We start from the raw sequence: 17,180 nt of genomic DNA on the forward strand, positions 1-17,180 counted from the left end.
AAGATTTCATCCTGACGGCAGATTCATCAGATTTCCATGGCATGCTAATATTTCAAGTAATCTAAAGAATGATTAGAAGGATTCCTTATTGCTCGCGGTCGGTAAATGCAGCCGCCTTACCGAGTAATTCACTCTTTACCTCTTAGCACTCATACTCATGCCCCAGACTGAACGGCTTGGCTTGGCTGCGCTTGAGTACTTCTTCGCGCAGCATGGGTGGCTCTTTCGCGAGCAACCAACGCAAGACTACGGGATCGACGCCCATGCAGAAATAGTCGCAGATGAGCGGCCGACGGGGAAGCTGCTTGCCCTTCAGATAAAGAGTGGTAATAGTTTCTTCAAAGAAAAATCAGGTAGCAACTACGTTTTCAGAACTGATGACATTCACATCAGTTACTGGATCGGACACTCTATGCCTGTCATCCTTGCTCTGTACAACCCCGAAACGAAGCAGGCATGCTTCCAACACGTCTCCCAGCAGACAGTAACGAGCACAGGGAAGAACTGGAAGATTCTGGTTCCGGACGGAGACGTACTTACTGCGCCCGAGAGAACTCTCCAGTGGTTGGACTCGTTGACCCAACCCGAGCCCTACATTCGAAGACTCAATCGCCTGCGCGTTGATCGCCACTGGATGGACAGGCTCGCCAAAGGTTACGAAGTTCGAATCACGTTTGATAAGTGGATCAACAAGTCCCTGCCGCGCTACAAAATCGCCATCTCGTCGGAAGAGAACACGGAAATCTGGCCAACCCTTTTCGCACCTCCTGGCATTGGAGTAGAAGGGATGCTTGAGCACTTCTTCCCGTGGGCGGACTTCTCCGTTGATGAGGTCACTCACGTAGCTAGCGCAGAGGAACAATGGGAGGTTGAGTACGTGCTATGGCGAGACCCTGAGACGGGACAACGCGGCTACTCCAAGTCATTCGAAGAGTGGTACCGGCCTCCTCGCGGCATTGAACCTGTCTCACGCGACGGTGAGATTGAGTCCTACTCGCTGATCCTAATGCTGAATGAGGTCGGCGAAGCTTTCTTGGAACTTGATGATTTTCTCGCTCAATAACCATACATTGAATCTTTTATAAATAAAATTCCAGCAGCAGAACGCCTTGGGTAGCCAACCCACATTCGATACAGTATTTGTGGCAGCCTGTAATCAAAATTACTCCAACTAAGTGAAAATGAAATTTATCTTTGCGATCGCATCGGGCGATTTGAACCGATTATTATGTGAGATTGGAATAGGCAAACGATAAACTATTAATTAGCTCCGTAACCAGGCCATCCAGAACTGATGAAGTACTTTTAAATTTCTCAAGTGAATCAGCTATTACTAGCTCTTTGATTTCATCGTATGACATAATGTCTGTGATTTGCTTTATTGAAATCGATTCTATTTTTGAGTTTTCAATTGTTTGTAAAATGCATAGGTTTTTACTAGAAAAGCCAGCTTGGTGAGCCACTTGGTTTCTAGGTTTTCTTAGATGACCTATAGTATCTTCCATTTTTTTTAAGATTTCAGAAGAGGCTGGGGAGAAAGTTGTTAGCTCTTTATAGACTTTCTTATGGCCGCCCAGTCGTTCAATTTTGTTGTTTTCCATGAGCATGGTCGACCCGGCTAATAGGTAAGAGCGTTCTACTACGCTAATTATCCTAAGTAAAAAATTCTCAATGTGTAACGCATGATGCTCGGAAAAGCTATATTTTGAATCTGCGTACGCATTTTTTCCTAAATATTCAAGTGTGATATTTATATTCTTAAACGCATTGTCAATTTCTGCAACCCTCTCAAATATATCTTGAGAGTACTTCTCCATAGCCGATGCGCTATAAGTGCTTTCTCCGTTGGATAAGGCAGATAAACCTTTATATAATGATGCCTTAACTAACGGTAATAGTAGCTTGATATGTGGATTCTCTGAATGAATAACGATACTCCTTGTAGCATATAACGTCGAAGTTCAGGGGCGCAGAGCTAGCTTGCCATATAATGCTCCTCAATTGGTGAATTTTCCTCCTATTGAGCTGCCGTCTAAATTAGACCACAGCAACACTTCGATTTCGTCCTCTGTGCAAAAGACGATCTGGCGATCGTTGCAGCTATTGAGCTCGACGATAAATCCCATCAGCAGCGCAAACGCAAAGAGCGCGATACTTGCCTGTCCGGGCTGTGCCAAGCGGTTTCCCTGCCATGCATCCAGATTCCGGCGCAGCGCGCGTACTCCGTGCATGAACTACGGGCGCAGATCTTTTCTGCTCTGGGCGCTGAACAAGAATTTGCGCCCGGGAGCCCGCCCTCCTCCACCTCGGCTCCGGAAGTACAGCTGCCAGTTCAGGCCGAATCAGCAAATCGAAGTATCCAAAAAACAAGCTGTTTTACTTTGACCAATCAACCTCCTCATTCCAGGGACGGTTCAAACACCCAAGCTTATAGGGGAAAAATGAAACAGATCTATCCGGACCTTTGGCAGACTCGCGCTGAGCATCCATTTGCAGGAGTGACATCCCATGCGTATCTGCTTGTGCGCGAGACGGGCAACATCCTTTTCTACAACTCCGGCATACGTGAGGAATACGAGCACATTGAAGCGTTAGGTGGCGTTGCATTCCAATTCCTGAGTCACATGGATGAAGTTGGTCCCAGTCTCGCCGAGATCAAAAGCCGATTCGGCTCTAAACTTTGCTGCCATCGGCTTGAGGAATCGGCCGTAAAAAAAGTAACCTTGGTTGACTGCCTGTTCGATATAAGAGAATTGCGTTTAGGCAACATAGAAATCATACCCACACCCGGACACACAGCAGGTAGCGTATGCTTCTATGTGAACTCGCCTTTCGGCAAATCGTATCTCTTCACCGGCGATACGATTTACCTCAACAATCACGTGTGGGACGTTCGCATTAATAGATATGGCGGGGGTTCGAAATCAGATCTTCGCAACAGCCTTATTATTTTGCAAGACCTTGCGCCCACAGTCGTCATTTCGAGCGCCTCAATCGGTGATACCCCTTTCAAGGAAGTTTCAGCAGATGACTGGCGATCTGATATTGCTAAAGTGCTTGACACACTGGCCTGACAGATCGGGACAATACATTGGCAGAGACGGTCAACAGCCTTTATAAAACAGAGCTGACTCACCGGAGAATCCCGTAAAAATCCAAAGCTGCCGTGGAGCCGGCCACCTTGTGATGGTGTTTCGATTCAGCCATCAACGCTTGCTTGTCTCAATCGGCAATATCCCACTCGTTGAGGCAGAACAACGCTATTATCAGCAAATCGATATATCTAAAAGTTAAACTGTTAATAAAACCGTTTTACTTTGACTCATAACCCCTCAAAACCGGGGTGATTCAATAAGACAACTATGTCCCGAATCCTGATCATTGAAGACGAGCAGAAGATCGCCTCCTTCGTAAAACAGGGGTTTTCCCAGGATGGCTTCGTAGCTGATGTCGCTTCCAATGGCATCGACGGACTTCATCTTGCAACGACTTCCACATATGACCTGATCGTCCTTGATGTCATGTTGCCAGGGCGGGATGGCTGGTCGGTGCTTCAGGAAATCCGCAAGCATCGACCGGATCAGCCGGTCATCCTGCTGACCGCGTTGGATGCGGTCTCGCACCGGGTGAAGGGGTTGACCGCCGGCGCTGATGATTATCTCGTCAAGCCTTTTGCCTTCTCGGAGCTGATGGCGCGTGTGCGCAACGTCCTGCGCCGGGCACCGGCGCATCCGATGGAGATGCTTCGCCTCGACGATCTCGAAATGGATCTGCTGCGGCACAAGGCGACCAGGGCGGGAAAAGCGTTAGACCTGGCCCCGCAGGAATACCGTCTTCTGGAGTTTCTGCTGCGCCATCCCGGCGAGGTGCTGACGCGTATGCGGCTTGCCGAACAGGTATGGGACATGAATTTCGACGGTGACAGCAATGTCGTCGATGTGGCCATCCGCAGGCTGCGAAGAAAAGTTGACGATGCATTTGCGCAGAAATTGATCCACACCTTGCGCGGTGTGGGCTATGTACTCGAACAACGCAATACGCACGATGAAGACCAATAACAGGCGCCCACGCTCTATCGCCTGGCTTCTCGCTATGTGGTATGCCCTGCTGAGCAGCGTGTTGATCATTCTATTTAGTTTGGTGATGTACTCGGTGCTCAAGGAGAAAATGCGATCTGACGACGAGCAGCTACTTGCCGGAAGAATTGCGGAGCTGCGCGCCATTCTTTCTCAACACGCCAGCGATTACAGTCGCCTGCGAGAAGAAATTGAACGCGAGGCCAGTACGTCTCCAGGCATATACCTGCAAGTCCTCGATGGCAAAGGAGTGGTGATAGCGGAGACCGGAGGATCAGTTGCAAAACGCATACCGGACATTCCGATCCGGCCAGAGACATGGACGGCTGGCAGCGGCTTCGATTGGATTGCCGAGGATGGCAATAGCTATCGAATCATGTCGAGCCACCTGGTTCTGGATCAGCGCTTTACGGTACACGCCGCGATAGATCGCACTAATAATGAGATGCTGCTCGCAGACTTCTGGCGTTTGCTGTCGATTGTTGGCCTTCTGGTCGTGGTAATTGCTGTTGCGATGAGCTACGGCATTGCACGCAAAGGACTGCGTCCGATATCCAGGCTGGCTGCAGTCATGGATCAGCTGGACGTACATCGCTTAAGTCATCGCGTGAATGAAGAGCCGTGGCCGGAGGAATTGCAACCATTGGCCCAAATGTTCGATGGCCTTCTATCTCGTCTGGAAGTGTCTTTCTCCCGTCTGTCGCAATTCTCGGCTGACATCGCTCATGAACTGCGGACCCCGCTTCATATTCTTCGCGGCGAAGCAGAGCTGACGCTTACCCGCGCAGCATCAGTGGAGACATATCGCGCCAGCATCGAATCAGCGGCAGACGAGTACGATCGCCTGTCATGCATGGTGGATGCTCTGCTGTTCCTGGCACGCAGCGAGCAGCCGGACACTCATATCGATCGACAAGTGCTGGATGCCAGGCAGGAAGTTGTTGCCGTCTTCGACTTCTATCAGGCCATGGCCGACGAACAAGACATCACATTCACCTGTCTTGGCGAAGGTACGATTTCGGCGGATTCGGCACTTCTGCGCAGGGCATTGGGCAACCTGGTGGCAAATGCCCTGCGCCACACGCCTGACGGCGGACGAATTACGGTCGAGATCCGGCCGCAGCCCGAGCACACGATTACGCTGATCGTGAGCGATACCGGATATGGCATTCCGCCTGAGGATTTGCCCCGTGTGCTGGAGCGCTTTTATCGGGCTGACGTGGCACGACCGCGGCAGGGGCAAGGCGCCGGTAGCGGTCTGGGCCTTGCTATCGTCCAATCGATCATGCACCTGCACGGTGGCACGATTTCGATCCACAGCGCAATTGATCACGGCACGGCGGTCACGCTGATGTTTCCGAGCGCGACAACTACCGGCTGATTCCCTCCGAGCACGCCACATCGGCTTGCTCACCCCAACCCGGCACGAAGATGACCAAACGGACAGGTTACGGTCATCTTCCCGTTCCTGTCTCATCTCTATCCTACGATCTTCCGGGACATCCAGGAAAGACCGGCCATACCGCCATGTTTCGTCAAACTCACGTGGTCGGCGACTTCCACTTGAAATTGGACAAGCCAGCCGATTGAAGCGCGCTCTTCCTGTTCAAGTGACTCGGACGGCGAATTGCTTTTCGTGAATGATGCGTGATTGAGGTGGTTATGAGGGTTGGCGCTCTACGCTGTCAGCCAGGAAAAGCAATGTTTCACAGATATGTTCTTGTCGGTGGCATTGCTACTGGTTTTCATTATTTAACTTTGCTGAGTCTGGTCGAATTTGGTCACGTTGGGCCTGCCATGGCAGCCGGTACCGGTGCGGCAATTGGTGCATTTGTCGCCTATGCCGGCCACCGCGGATTTACTTTTTCAAGATGCACTCAACCCCACCGAGTCGCACTGCCACGTTTTTTGCTGCTGGCAGCCTTGGAGGCAGTAATGAATAGTGGAATTGTCTGGGCGGGCAGCGAAATTGGCGACTGGCATTACCTGGCGAGTCAGATCGTGGCGACGCTGTTCACGCTCTTCGTCACCTATACGTTCAACAGTCTCTGGACGTTCCGATAATGACCTGCCGTCGTGATCTTCGTGCGATCGATATCAGCAAATGGCCTGACTGGCGCCTCTGGAAACTGGCTATCGAAAGCATCATCGGTTTCTGCACCACACCTTTGAAACTTGCCTTTTATCTGACCAGGCATGGGGGTGAGATGTGAAGAACGAGGTGCAATTTCGACCTTTCATTGGTGCGGCGCTGATGGTTGCGACGAGCACGAGCCTGGCGTCCCCGGCTGATATGCCTTTGACGCTGAATCACACCTTGGATATTGCCGAACATCGCAGCACTTCAATCATGGCAGCGTGTGCCACCTATGCGTCGGCACAGGGCGAGTTGAGTGATAGCCGCGCCTTGTTGTGGAACAACCCGGAAATAGCAATCGAGCACCGGCGCCGTGAATTCTCTCGAGCAGGCGGGCTCAATGCGCGCCATACCGACAACGGCATTGGCATCAGTCAGACATTCGAACTCGCCGGTCAACAGGGATCACGCCGTGATGCGGCGCAGGCCTTTCTCGATTCGGTCAAGTGGACAATCGCAAATACGCAGCGCGAGGTGCGTGCCGAGGCGGCGACCCGTTTCATTGAACTCCTTGCTGCACAGGAACGTGTCCGTATCAACGAGCAGGCGCTTGAAATTTTACGACGCGGCGCCGAGCTGGTAACGAAAAGAGTCCAGGCAGGAGAAGAAAGTCGCCTCGAAGGTAATCTTGCTCACGTCGAAGCCGAGCGCGGAGAGAATCAATTGGTAGTAGCGAGGGAACAGCTGACACAGGCTCGCAGTGCGTTAGCAGTACTCCTGCAGCTGGATCTCAACAAGGTGCAAGAAGCTCTGGGGAATCTCGACGGATCGCCAGCTGAGTATACGCTGACGGAGTTACTGGATATTGCTGCACGACGGCCATTACTACAGGCATCTGCGGCAAAAACAGAGGCAGCCAGGTACCGGTTGGCAGTGGAGCGTGGCGCGGTCTACCCGGATTTGACAGTGGGACTGAGTTACAGCCCTGAACGTGACATCGATGGGCGGGATCGCATCACGACGTTGAGTTTCTCTCTGCCGCTACCGCTGTTCCGGAGAAATGGCAGCGGCATCGGACGCGCACTGACGGAATTTGATCAGGCAACGATTGAGCGCCAATCGGCAGAACGAAACACCAAAACAGATGTAACGACACTTTGGCAGCGCTTCGAGAGTCTGGGACAACGCACGGAGCGGTTGCAAAAGACAGTCCTGCCAAGTCTTGAAGAAAACCAGAAGCTTTCACTCAAGGCATTGCAAGCAGGGGAAATCGGCATCCCCCAATTTCTCCTGGTGCGTCGTCAATTACTCGATAGCGCCCTTGATCTGCTCGACGCGCGCACCGAGCTCCAGCGCACCCGCGTTGCTCTGGAGAACAGTGCCGGATGGCCTGAAGCACTTGAACCTCTCGCAGCGTGTGTTTCTGAGGCGCAACCATGAGACTGAGAATCCTGGCAAGAACAAGATGCGCAACCCTATCCTTCACGCTGCTTGCGGCCTGTAGTGGCCAAAATGAGACGGCAAAGCACCCGGCTCCCGCAGCTAAACCAGCGCATCCACTCATGCTATCCGCAGACGAAATACATAACGCGGGAATCAGCGTTGCAGTCGTGCAAATACAACGTCAGAGCGAAACGCTCAGGCTGACGGGAACGATTGTTCCTGATCAAACACGGATTGCGAAGATTCTGCCGATATTGCCGGGCCGCATCGTAACGATTCGAGTCAATCAGGGTGATTCTGTCGATAGTGGCCAGATCCTGGCAGTCCTGGAAAGTACGGACCTCGGCGAAGCTCGAGCCGTCTTCCGTCAGGCGAAGAGCGAGGCCTCGCTGGCCGACGCCGCACTGGAGCGGGCCCAACAGCTTACGGTGGATGATGTCATTCCAAAAAAAACTATCTGCAGGCCAAAGCTGACGCCGAACGGGCGCACGCCGCATTGGAGGCTGCAACTTCCAAACTCCGACTGTTTCATGTCTCGCCCGCAAACGCTGGTGAGCGGGCTAAGGATCCAATTTATCCTCTGGTGGCGCCATTCTTCGGAACGATCATCGAGCAAAAAGCCGTTCGCGGGGAACTCGCGCAACTCGATCAGTCACTGTTTACCCTTGCTGATTTGCGCACTGTATGGGTCGAGGCAGATGTTTTCGAGAAAGATCTTTCCGCGATTGCAATCGGCATGCCGGCACGCATCACTGTTGCCGCCTACCCGGGCAAGAAATTCGAAGGAACGGTGCAGTATCTCGGTGACATCATGGACATTACGACACGCACGATCAAGGCACGTATTGCGGTAGACAATCCGGAGCGAAAACTCAAAGCAGGGATGTTCGCTACCGTGATGCTCAATACCCGATCAGCGACCGAGGCGCTCATTGTGCCCGAGCAGGCAGTATCGATCATCCAGGGACAATCGGCCGTATTCATTGAGGACGGCCAGGGCTTCGATGTTCGCATCGTAGAAACGGAAGCCGTTGATGAAGGCAAGGTACGCATCAAGATGGGCCTTTCAGCAGGCGAGCGTATTGCCGTTTCCGGGATCTACGAGCTCAAGGCCAGATTGCTCAAATCCCAGATCGGCGGCGATGACTGAGATGACCCGATGCTGAAAAGGATTGTTGATTTTTCATTGCGCTATCGCCTGCTCGCTCTGGTTGGGCTGGCGATCATCATTGTGCTTGGTGCGCACGCATGGCAGACCGTGCCGGTCGACGCCTTTCCGGATGTAACACCGGTACAGGTCGGCGTAGTCACTGAGTCCCCGGGACTCGCTCCCGCTGACGTGGAGAGATTGCTTACCCTACCTATAGAGTCATCTCTCGCGGGATTGCCGGGTGTGCGCGCCATCCGCTCGATCTCCCTGTTCGACGTTCCGCACCGCACTGCGTACATTGCCGGCCCCATGTCGGCCATCCAACAGCTTATACGCAAACCTTACACCTTAGAGCTACGAACCCCGCACAACGGGCAACAAATCACATGAGTGCCAAGCTGCTGCGTATCGCGTTCTACTGCAACCTAATGGGGTGGCCGAAACGCTCCAGCGGCGGCGTGCAGCAATGGGTTCTAACGCTAGCCAACGGTTTAGTGGCACGCGGCTATGCCGTAGATGTGCTGAGCGAAGCGCCCGCCAGCCGCTTCCGTGATGAATCGCTGTTAGATACACGCGTTGGCCGCGTTGTGTTGGGCATTGGGCCGCTTGCGCGCCGACGCTTGAAAGCCTACGTATTAAGCCACCCTGGCGTGCGGCTAGTCGCGGCACTAAACCATTACAACATTCGTGCGGCAGTGCTCAAAGCACATCTTGGTGACGCGGTGCACGTGACGCTCACGCAACACGAGCACCTGAGCGCCGACGCCGCATGGCAACATCCGCTGGTGTATCGCTGGATTGGTTACCACGTCCGCCACTATTTTAAATTGGCCGATGCCGTCGTCACCGTCAGTCATGGTGTGGCACAAGACCTACAGTCGCACTGGAATGTGCCTGCCGAACGCTTACACACCATTTACAACCCCGCCTACCATCCAGAATTCCTCGAACAAGCATGTGCGCCGATTCAGCATCCGTGGATTGGTCAACCTGATGGCCGCCGGCCGCCTGCACTATGTGAAAGGCTTCGATGACCTGCTAGCTGCCTTCCCGCGCATACACCAACAAACTGGCGCACGCCTCGTCATCCTCGGTGAAGGGAAACGCCGCCGCGAACTAGAAGCGCAAGTACGGCAGCTTTGCAGCACCGACTATGTACAAATGCCCGGGTGCATTGCCGGCGTTGCGGCGTGGTTAGCGCGCTGCGAAGTTTTTGTACTGTCATCGCGGCGCGAAGGCTTACCCACCGTGCTGATCGAAGCACTCGCTGTGGGCCGTAAAATCGTCGCTACACGCTGCCCCAGCGGACCTGAAGAAATACTGGAAAGTGGCCGGTGGGGCACACTCGTAGACGTCGGCGATGTCGACGCGCTCGCCAACGCACTCATCACGGCCATCCGTGCGCCGACCCTCGACACAGCCGCCTTACAGCAACGTGCGGCCATGTTCTCACTCGACCACGCGCTCGACGCCTACCTGGCCCTCTGGAATAAGGTACGCGCATGAAAGTCGGCTTCCTCTACAACCACGATCAGATTCACCAAGTAGCGCACAGCCTACCTATCGCCATCGCGATGACACGCGAATTCCCCGATGTAGAAGTCGTATTGGCCACCACCACCGATAAACTTGACGCTGCGGTAGACCAATTACTGGGTACAGAGCCAAGTTTGCACATCACACGGGTACGCCTGCATCTAAAAAGCGCGCTGCGACACGTCTTATCGCCACTGCTAAACCCCTTCGTCCCCTTCGACAAAGCGGCCATTTACGGCGATAACCTCGCTTTCTTTCGCAGCCTGGATGCGCTGGTGGTTACAGAAAAAACTTCACTATTACTCAAGTCACGTTACGGACTGGACACGCTCAAGCTCATCCACTGCCGCCACGGCGCCGGTGACCGCGCCATCGACTTTAACGCCGAAAGCGCGCGCTTCGACCAAGTGCTCGTTTCCGGCTCCAAAATCCGTGACCGTCTCATAGTCGAAGCACATGTACCTGCTGAGCGCATCAATATCGTCGGTTATCCAAAATTTGATTTATTACCAACCACCCCACCACGTTTATCGCTGCAAGCCAACGGCCGGCCCACAGTGTTATACACCCCCCACCCGGCACCGCACTTGTCGTCGTGGTACACACTGGGGCAGCAAGTACTGCGCTATTTCCGTGACAGCACACGCTACAACCTTATTTTTGCACCGCACGTCATGCTGTTCCAACGCCGCTGGGTACCCTGCCTGGAACGTCTCGGTGCACAGCGTGTTGGCCGTGTGCCGCAGGACATCCTCGATTGCCCACATATCCATGTTGATATCGGCAGCCAGGCCAGTACAGATATGACTTACACCCAAGCGGCCGACATCTATCTAGGCGATGCCAGCAGCCAAGTCTATGAATTCCTGCAACGCCCACGTCCATGCGTGTTCCTTAATCCCAAGCACCTGGACTGGCGCGCTCAACCACGGACATCGCAATTTACCGCCCAATTCAGCAACAGCTATTTGCCCGCTCCTTCGACTTAAACGGCGAGGCTTCTGCATTGCGGGCGACACGCGCTATTTGTAACCAGCTGTGCGAAACATCGTTTGCATCATGATAGGAACCCCTCACAGAGCACAGCATATTGTCGTCGTGATGCGTGACTTTTACGCGGGCGGCGCTGAACGCGTCGCCATTACACTGACCAATGCATGGCAGGCGCGTGGCCGCGATGTCACCCTGCTGTACGGTGCAACAAGCGGACCACTGCACGTACGCGTTGCATCTGATGTCCGCACGCTCGCTATTCGTCCACACCTACCAAGATGGCAGCTATCGCGTATTCCTCTAGGCTGGGCTGTCGCTCGAGCGTTACGTTGTCTGCATGCCGACGTAGTATTTGCTCCGGGCAATGCGCACCTGCCAGTTATCGGCACCAGCGCGCGAATGTCTTATCGCTATAGACCGATATTCACCTGCAAACTCAGTAACCAACTGTGGCGCCCCACTCGCTCGCGCTTCTCACAAAAAATATTCGAAACAACAACTCGCTTCTGGTGTGCACGACTTGATAGCCTCGTGGCAATGTCCCCAACGCTACGAGACGAAGCGGTTGGCATATTGCCGCGCAGCGATATCACAACTATATGGGAACCTTGTATTAGCTCTGCGCTGACTGCAGCGATAATCCCCCAAATCAATGCATCAAAGCGACCGACCATCGTCGTAGCTGCTCGCCTGGTAACAGAAAAAAACCTTTCTCTAGCTTTGCAGACGGCAGCACAACTTAAAGCACAACAAACAAGCATTCAGTTACTAATTTTAGGCGATGGCCCACTACGCAATGCATTAAGCCAAGAAAGTAAGCGACTCAACATCAGCGACCGCGTCACTTGGGCCGGTCATGTACCTGACATTCGCCCCTATCTGGCAGACGCTCAATTACTGCTATCCACTTCACACCACGAAGGATACCCAGCAGTTCTCGTCGAAGCGCTCGCGGCCGGCATTCCAGTGGTAGCTACGCATAGTTCTCCTGCAATTGAGGAAATCCTATTCGACCCCAGTTTCGGCATGCTCAGTGATGCCATACCAGCAGCACTTGCGTCCGCTGTGCTTAAAACTTTGAATCTGAAACCTACGGAGCAGGCGCTCAAAACATTGGTGGCTCGGCATCAAGCCAGCCAAAGTGCGGACGCTTATCTCGCGTGGTTCGATCGACTATGCACGCAACGAGGACTATAACTATAGGAAAAAAATGAGCTTTTCATAGGAACTGAATATATTGGAAGAAGGCTTGGCTATCAACTTGACCGGAAATCATCCAAAATTGGCAAAATTTATGTTCAATCAGCAACAAAATGTATTGGTTTGAGACATTTTTTCGCTATTTGAGTGAAAGACATCCGAGGGGAAAGGTCAACTCAATCATGAAAAGAACTGGAAAAGCTGGGTTGCGATTCAAATGGGCTCAAAAGGATCAAAGATTTGTGCAGATGTTCCAGCTGTGTTCGGGCAGGTAGGCCGAGATGATCAAGAATTTTAGTGATTGCGGCTTTCTCCAAGATGGTGGCGATGACTGAAATGACCCTATGCTGAAAAGGATTGTTGATTTTTCATTGCGCTATCGCCTGCTCGCTCTGGTTGGGCTGGCGATCATCATTGTGCTTGGTGCGCACGCATGGCAGACCGTGCCGGTCGACGCCTTTCCGGATGTAACACCGGTACAGGTCGGCGTAGTCACTGAGTCCCCGGGACTCGCTCCCGCTGACGTGGAGAGATTGCTTACCCTACCTATAGAGTCATCTCTCGCGGGATTGCCGGGTGTGCGCGCCATCCGCTCGATCTCCCTGTTTGGATTGTCAACGGTGACTGTGTATTTCGAAGATGACGTCGATATCTATTTCGCGCGGACATTGATTAACGAACGGCTTCAACGGGCCAAAACCCGCATTCCTGCCGGATATGGTGAACCCGAGCTGTCGCCCAATGCTTCCGGACTCGGGCAGGTGTTCTGGTACACCGTGGAAGCGGCCGACCAGAAGCTTTCCGATATGCAGCTTCGCACGATTCAGGACTGGACCATTCGTGTCCAGCTGCGTACTGCTCCTGGCGTCGATGAAGTGGTGTCCTGGGGCGGGCAACAGATGCAGTACCAGGTGCTGGTCGATCCGAACAAGCTCATCAAGTATGGCATCGGCTTCAAGGAGGTCATGGAAGCGTTGACGGCTAACAATCGCCTTGTGGGTGGCGGTTACCTGAGCATGGGTCGCGAACAATACCTCATTCGCGGGGAAGCACTTGTCGAACAAACCGACGACATTCGCAACATTCCACTCCTTACCACAAACGGAACATCGGTCCGCATCGGGGACATCGCCGAAGTGCATGAAGGTGGCGGACTACGTTTCGGTGCCGCAACGCGCGATGGCCGGGAGGTGGTGCTTGGCATGGCCCTGCAGCGGATTGGCGAGAATGCCAAGACCGTTACCCAGGCGGTACGGGAAAAGCTGGAGGCAGTGCGCAGTGCGTTACCGGCCGGGGTACAGATCGATACCGTCTACGATCGCACTGAACTCGTGGATAAAGCAGTCTCGACCGCGACGCGCGCCCTGATAGAGGGCTCGATGCTGGTGGTGATCGTCTTGTTCCTGTTTCTGGGTGAGGTACGTTCCGCGATCGTCGTGGTGCTCGCCCTGCCACTGGCGATGCTGATTGCACTCATTCTGATGCAGCAATTCGGACTGGGTGCCAATCTGATGTCCCTTGCAGGTCTGGCCATGGGAATCGGTATGATGATCGACGGTGCAGTAGTACTGGTTGAGAACGCCTACCGTCTTCTCTGTTATAAACGCGGCTCAAATCTCAGCCAGGTCTATATCATTCGCGAAGCGGCATACGAGGTCGTCAAGCCCGTTACCTTCGCGATTCTGATTATCATCACAGTGTTTCTGCCACTGTTCACACTCACCGACATCGAGGGCAAACTGTTCAAACCCATGGCACTATCTATCAGTTTTGCCATGGTCGGCTCCCTCGTGTTGACCCTTACTATCATCCCGGTGCTCGCATCCTTTATTTTACGGGCAAAAGAGGAAAGAGACAGCTTTCTGGTGCGGGGGACGAAGCGCCTTTACCTGCCACTACTCAATGCGGCATTAGAACATAAGCGAAAGACATTCGCGGCAGCCATGGTGCTGCTATTGTCAAGCCTTGCAGCCGTACCGTTCCTCGGGCGTGAATTCATGCCGACCCTGCAAGAAGGGACATTCCTGTTTCGGATCGACAACATTCCTTCGACCTCGCTCACGGAAAGCATCGCTGTATCGCAGCGTGCCGAAAAAATCCTTTTGAAGCTCCCGGAGGTACGTACCGCCGTTGCACTCATAGGGCGTGCAGAAAACGGTGAGCCTGAGGACGTGAACCATATCGAGTTGCTAGTCAATCTCAAGGATCGTTCAAGCTGGAAAAAATCGATGTCCTATGTCGAACTGAGCGATGCCATACAGTCCGAACTGGAGCGCGCGCTTCCGACGGCACTCGTGGCGACCGGCCAACCGATACAAACCCGGGTGGATGAGTTGATTTCAGGTATCAAGGCCCCGTTGTCGCTCAAGATTTATGGTGATGATCTGGCCACGCTTGACCATCTTGCGGGACAGATCAAGGCTGTTTTGGAAGGCGTAAATGGCGTGACGAATTTGGCGCTTGAAGCAAATAGAGGCAAGCCGCAAGTCACAATAAGCGTGGATCGCGAGGCAGTGGCTCGCTATGGCATCACTGCCGATGACATCTTACAGGTGGTACGAGTCGGTATAGGTGGCGAAGCCGCGGGTGTAGTGCTGGATGGTACGCGGCGTTTTGATATCGTGGTCTGGCTCCAACCGCAATTTCGTGGCAACCCGGAAACAATCCGGGCTCTACCCATACGTTCGCCTGAAGGCGCGCTGCTTCCCTTGTCTCGTGTAGCGAAAGTTGAGGCGGGTGAAGGTTATGCGTTTATCCGTCATGATGGGCTGCAGCGTTACTCCGTATTACAGATGGATGTCCGAGGCCGGGATGTCAACAGTTTCGTACAGGCAGCCAGGGAGGCTATCGCGGCTCAGGTCTCGCTGCCTTCCGGATTTCAGCTTGAATGGGGAGGATCATTTGAGAACCAGCAACGCGCCATCGCCCGCTTGTCCATCATCGTACCCCTGACCATTGGGCTGATTTTCATTCTGCTGTACACTGCGTTTGACTCTGCTGCACTGGCGGGATTGATCATTGCCAACGTGCCCTTCGGCCTGGTTGGCGGAATTCTGGCATTGTTCGTCACAGGCCAGTACCTCTCCGTGCCGTCGGCAATCGGATTTATTGCTGTCTTTGGTGTGGCCATGCTGAACGGAATCGTGCTGATAGCGTTCCTGAATGAACAAATGGAACACGCTAAAACGATTCGCGAAGCGGTTCGCGAGGCAACGTTATTGAGGTTGCGGCCGGTGCTGATGACAGCATCGGTAGCGATTCTTGGGCTGCTGCCGATGCTTTTTTCCCAGGGCGTCGGAGCTGAAACACAGCGGCCGCTCGCGACTGTCGTCGTAGGCGGTTTAATCAGCTCAACAGCGCTAACGCTGTTGCTGCTCCCGTTAATGTATGAATGGCTGGTGACCCGGAGAGATCAAAAGAGCAACGCAAACCATACTGATGTCATTTCATGATGGACTTACCACAGGAGACACGCATGCGGAATATTCCGTCGGGCATTTGGGTGCTCGGCTTTGTCAGCATGCTGATGGATATTTCCTCGGAGATTATCCATAGTCTGCTGCCGGTGTTCCTGGTGTCGGTGCTGGGTGCAAGCGCTCTCACAGTCGGGCTCATCGAAGGTATTGCCGAATCTGCCGCACTGATTGTCAAGGTATTCTCCGGCGCCTTGAGTGATTATCTCGGCAGGCGCAAGATGCTGGTCGTCATCGGCTACGGCCTGGGCGCGCTTAGCAAGCCGCTGTTCGCCATCGCTACAAGTTCCGGCATGGTGTTCGCCGCGCGCTTCGTGGACCGGATTGGCAAGGGAATCCGCGGCGCGCCTCGCGATGCGCTGATAGCGGACATCGCGCCGCCTGGTGTGCGCGGTGCAGCCTACGGCCTGCGGCAATCCCTGGATACGGTCGGTGCATTTACCGGTCCGCTGCTGGCGGTGGGACTGATGCTGCTGTGGGACAACGATTTCCGTGCCGTGTTCTGGGTAGCGATCATCCCGGGCGTACTCGCCGTGGCCTTGTTGTTCTTCGGGGTGCAGGAGCCGGCGCGGCAGCCACGCGAGAAGCCCGTCAATCCCATTCACTGGCGCGAGCTCAAGCGACTGGGTGGCGCCTATTGGTGGGTTGTGGCGATCGGTGCCATCTTTACCCTGGCACGTTTCAGTGAGGCGTTCCTCGTCCTGCGCGCCCAGCAAGGTGGCCTGCCGATAGCTTGGGTGCCATTCGTGCTGGTGGCGATGAACCTTGTCTACGCGGCCTCGGCTTATCCATTTGGCAAGCTGTCAGACAGCATGAGTCGCACCAGGCTGCTGATGCTTGGCCTGATCGTGCTGATCATTGCAGATTTTGTACTGGCCTATGCCCAGTCCTGGGGTGTTGTATTTATCGGCGTTGCCCTGTGGGGCCTGCACCTGGGTATGACCCAGGGGTTGCTGGCGGCCATGGTGGCAGATACCGCCCCCGCTGATCTGCGTGGCAGCGCATTTGGCTTCTTCAACTTGCTCAGCGGCTTGAGTATGCTGGTTGCCAGCGTACTGGCCGGGTTGCTGTGGGATCAGCTCGGGCCAGCTTTCACGTTTTATGCAGGCGCGTTCTTTTGCGTCCTGGCGTTGGCAGTCATGGCATTCAAGCGGCGAAAAGTGCGCATGTCTGGTTAGAGAGAGGGAGCACACAAAATCGAAATTCAATCCTTCCTGAACTGGGTTGCACAG

Annotated in this window: 16 protein-coding genes and 2 pseudogenes; 16 read left to right on the forward strand and 2 right to left on the reverse strand. The window is 53.9% G+C overall.

From position 1 onward, the window contains the following. The first annotated feature begins 157 nt into the window (after positions 1 to 157). Complete coding sequence (locus tag ABO04_RS06200; RefSeq protein ID WP_160809803.1) at positions 158 to 1,063, forward strand: DUF4365 domain-containing protein; 906 nt, start codon at positions 158 to 160, stop codon at positions 1,061 to 1,063. 163 nt (positions 1,064 to 1,226) lie between these two features. Here the strand turns inward: ABO04_RS06200 and ABO04_RS06205 are convergent, their stop codons facing one another. Together ABO04_RS06205 and ABO04_RS12065 are read right to left on the reverse strand one after the other, a co-directional pair. Further along, a complete protein-coding gene (locus ABO04_RS06205) occupies positions 1,227 to 1,817 on the reverse strand; it encodes a Cthe_2314 family HEPN domain-containing protein (RefSeq protein WP_160809804.1) in 591 nt (196 codons plus the stop codon). 180 nt (positions 1,818 to 1,997) lie between these two features. Beyond that, complete coding sequence (locus tag ABO04_RS12065; RefSeq protein ID WP_240141443.1) at positions 1,998 to 2,231, reverse strand: hypothetical protein; 234 nt, start codon at positions 2,229 to 2,231, stop codon at positions 1,998 to 2,000. Here ABO04_RS12065 and ABO04_RS12315 point away from each other — a divergent pair. The 15 genes and pseudogenes from ABO04_RS12315 (at position 2,226) to ABO04_RS06285 (ending at position 17,126) form a co-directional block, all read left to right on the forward strand. Then, positions 2,226 to 3,074 (forward strand): MBL fold metallo-hydrolase, encoded by an 849-nt coding sequence (locus ABO04_RS12315; protein WP_205012752.1) that lies wholly within the window; start codon positions 2,226 to 2,228, stop codon positions 3,072 to 3,074. The two genes, ABO04_RS12065 and ABO04_RS12315, sit on opposite strands and share 6 nt — an antisense overlap. Before the next feature lie 8 nt (positions 3,075 to 3,082). Continuing rightward, positions 3,083 to 3,294 (forward strand): annotated as a pseudogene (locus ABO04_RS12075) (IS3 family transposase); the annotation flags it as partial. 68 nt (positions 3,295 to 3,362) lie between these two features. Continuing rightward, positions 3,363 to 4,058 (forward strand): heavy metal response regulator transcription factor, encoded by a 696-nt coding sequence (locus ABO04_RS06220; RefSeq protein WP_160809805.1) that lies wholly within the window; start codon positions 3,363 to 3,365, stop codon positions 4,056 to 4,058. Then, on the forward strand, positions 4,045 to 5,457 hold the full coding sequence (locus ABO04_RS06225) for a heavy metal sensor histidine kinase (protein WP_160809806.1): 1,413 nt from the start codon (positions 4,045 to 4,047) through the stop codon (positions 5,455 to 5,457). The genes ABO04_RS06220 and ABO04_RS06225 overlap by 14 nt, the downstream gene beginning before the upstream one ends. 320 nt (positions 5,458 to 5,777) lie before the next feature. Next, positions 5,778 to 6,140 carry a GtrA family protein gene (locus tag ABO04_RS06230; protein WP_160809807.1) on the forward strand — a complete coding sequence of 121 codons (363 nt, stop codon included), beginning with the start codon at positions 5,778 to 5,780 and terminating at the stop codon, positions 6,138 to 6,140. Next, positions 6,140 to 6,289: a hypothetical protein gene (locus tag ABO04_RS06235; RefSeq protein ID WP_160809808.1), complete on the forward strand. Its 150-nt coding sequence runs from the start codon at positions 6,140 to 6,142 to the stop codon at positions 6,287 to 6,289. Before ABO04_RS06230 ends, ABO04_RS06235 begins: the two co-directional genes overlap by 1 nt. Then, the gene (locus ABO04_RS06240; protein ID WP_160809809.1) at positions 6,286 to 7,593 is read left to right on the forward strand and encodes a TolC family protein; all 1,308 of its coding nucleotides are present in this window, start codon (positions 6,286 to 6,288) and stop codon (positions 7,591 to 7,593) included. Before ABO04_RS06235 ends, ABO04_RS06240 begins: the two co-directional genes overlap by 4 nt. A 457-nt stretch (positions 7,594 to 8,050) precedes the next feature. After that, positions 8,051 to 8,746, forward strand: a pseudogene (locus ABO04_RS12080) (efflux RND transporter periplasmic adaptor subunit); the annotation flags it as partial. A 9-nt stretch (positions 8,747 to 8,755) separates the two neighbouring features. After that, the gene (locus ABO04_RS06255) at positions 8,756 to 9,136 is read left to right on the forward strand and encodes an efflux RND transporter permease subunit (protein ID WP_160809811.1); all 381 of its coding nucleotides are present in this window, start codon (positions 8,756 to 8,758) and stop codon (positions 9,134 to 9,136) included. Further along, on the forward strand, positions 9,133 to 9,780 hold the full coding sequence (locus ABO04_RS06260) for a glycosyltransferase (RefSeq protein ID WP_160809812.1): 648 nt from the start codon (positions 9,133 to 9,135) through the stop codon (positions 9,778 to 9,780). The genes ABO04_RS06255 and ABO04_RS06260 overlap by 4 nt, the downstream gene beginning before the upstream one ends. Then, positions 9,728 to 10,252 carry a glycosyltransferase gene (locus ABO04_RS06265; protein WP_160809813.1) on the forward strand — a complete coding sequence of 175 codons (525 nt, stop codon included), beginning with the start codon at positions 9,728 to 9,730 and terminating at the stop codon, positions 10,250 to 10,252. The genes ABO04_RS06260 and ABO04_RS06265 overlap by 53 nt, the downstream gene beginning before the upstream one ends. Next, a complete protein-coding gene (locus ABO04_RS06270; protein WP_205012753.1) occupies positions 10,249 to 11,271 on the forward strand; it encodes a hypothetical protein in 1,023 nt (340 codons plus the stop codon). The genes ABO04_RS06265 and ABO04_RS06270 overlap by 4 nt, the downstream gene beginning before the upstream one ends. 112 nt (positions 11,272 to 11,383) lie before the next feature. Then, positions 11,384 to 12,472: a glycosyltransferase gene (locus ABO04_RS06275; RefSeq protein ID WP_240141453.1), complete on the forward strand. Its 1,089-nt coding sequence runs from the start codon at positions 11,384 to 11,386 to the stop codon at positions 12,470 to 12,472. A 347-nt stretch (positions 12,473 to 12,819) separates the two neighbouring features. Continuing rightward, on the forward strand, positions 12,820 to 15,927 hold the full coding sequence (locus ABO04_RS06280) for a CusA/CzcA family heavy metal efflux RND transporter (protein WP_160809815.1): 3,108 nt from the start codon (positions 12,820 to 12,822) through the stop codon (positions 15,925 to 15,927). A 23-nt stretch (positions 15,928 to 15,950) separates the two neighbouring features. After that, positions 15,951 to 17,126: an MFS transporter gene (locus ABO04_RS06285; protein ID WP_240141444.1), complete on the forward strand. Its 1,176-nt coding sequence runs from the start codon at positions 15,951 to 15,953 to the stop codon at positions 17,124 to 17,126. Positions 17,127 to 17,180 lie beyond the last annotated feature (54 nt).

Origin of the sequence: Nitrosomonas sp. HPC101 (genome assembly GCF_009833125.1) — a bacterium.
Taxonomy (GTDB): Bacteria; Pseudomonadota; Gammaproteobacteria; order Burkholderiales; family Nitrosomonadaceae; genus Nitrosomonas.